Source organism: Photobacterium lucens (assembly GCF_009873615.1).
Classification (GTDB): Bacteria; Pseudomonadota; Gammaproteobacteria; order Enterobacterales; family Vibrionaceae; genus Photobacterium; species Photobacterium lucens.
In genome coordinates, this window is sequence record NZ_SSMG01000494.1 from 1 (window position 1) to 1,268 (window position 1,268).

Below are 1,268 nucleotides of genomic sequence, written 5' to 3' on the forward strand. Positions count from 1 at the left end.
ATGGTGCTTTATGACTCAACAAACAATGTGGAAAAGTTTCCAAGATGGTCAGCATTACATGAGCACATGGCCAATGCGTAAAGAGTTGGCTGCCGTTTTTCCTGAGCACCGCTATATCAAGGCGACCAAGTTCGCAACCAAAGTGATGCCAGCTGTGGCTGCCATTAGTATTTTGACCCAAATGGTTTTCAATAATTATGGGGCGATGCCACAGGCGGTAGCTGTGGCGTTATTAGCGTTATCGATGCCGTTACAAGGCTTATGGTGGTTGGGTAAACGTAGCCAAACCGTACTGCCGCCATCATTAGCAAAGTGGTATAACGAAATTTACCAAAAGATAGTTAGTGAAGGGTATGCGATGCAGCCGAAAAAGGCGCAGCCGCGTTATCAAGAATTAGCAGAAGTGTTAAGCCGTGCTTTTAAACAGCTTGATCGCAGCTCACTAGAACGTTGGTTCTAAATCACGTTATAACACTGTTGGAACTTGTTATTTTAATTAATCGTCCGTTACGAAAAAGCAGCCTCATATGACGCTGCTTTTTTTGTATAGTTTCATATTAACCGTTACGACTATCACCATTTGAAAGATAATAAAAAAGAGCCACATTGTGACTCTTTTTTTAAGGTGTGAACCTTAACAGATAGAACGATTATTAGTCATCGAAATCACGAACTGGGCGAGGCGCACGCGTTGCAGGCTTCGCCAAAATTTCTAGGTACAGTGAAGGAAGCGCTAGTTTTTCTGCTTCATCAATGCACTTGTTGATTTCTTTAACATGAATCACTTTTGCTTCTTGCTCGGTATGACCAAACTTACAATCAAAGTCCCAGAAATCAGCGCCTGCAGGTAATGTTTTGTTACGCTCACGACGTAAGTATTTCTTCACTTCGTACTTAACCGCTTCAACAACGCGAGGAACAGCTTTTTTAGGGTGGGTTAAAGCAAATGTTTTTTTCATGATTTTCCTAGTTCTCTATAAGCTCAAAACAGGGAGAGCTGGATCTATTTTACTCGAATTTGAGCAGGGTAGCGATGTTAAGAGATAAGATTTAATACCGCAAGAATAGGTTTATCGCAGGGGTTTCCTTGTGGTTAGAAAAAAAACTAAAAAAATGCATAATTAAATGCAACCAAATTGCTACAAGGGTGTCATATAAAATACATAGAGTGAGATTAGTATCTACGCTGTTTTTTAAATGTAATATTAATGCAATCTATGTTGCCGTTTTTTCTGAGGATTTAATAGGAATTAGAAACTATCCTATTC

2 protein-coding genes are annotated in these 1,268 nt (G+C 39.7%); one reads left to right on the forward strand and one right to left on the reverse strand.

What is annotated here, in order from left to right; translation table 11 throughout:
• The first annotated feature begins 10 nt into the window (after positions 1 to 10).
• Positions 11 to 460: a terminus macrodomain insulation protein YfbV gene (yfbV, locus tag E5A76_RS20340; protein ID WP_053987119.1), complete on the forward strand. Its 450-nt coding sequence runs from the start codon at positions 11 to 13 to the stop codon at positions 458 to 460.
• Between the two features lie 193 nt (positions 461 to 653).
• Here the strand turns inward: yfbV and E5A76_RS20345 are convergent, their stop codons facing one another.
• Positions 654 to 959 (reverse strand): DUF6172 family protein, encoded by a 306-nt coding sequence (locus E5A76_RS20345; protein ID WP_161120051.1) that lies wholly within the window; start codon positions 957 to 959, stop codon positions 654 to 656.
• Positions 960 to 1,268: the final 309 nt, after the last annotated feature.

Coding starts and splice junctions, on each gene's coding strand:
- yfbV (WP_053987119.1), top strand. CDS start 11: ATGACTCAACAAACAATGTGGAAAAGTTTCCAAGATGGTCAGCATTAC.
- E5A76_RS20345 (WP_161120051.1), bottom strand. CDS start 959: ATGAAAAAAACATTTGCTTTAACCCACCCTAAAAAAGCTGTTCCTCGC.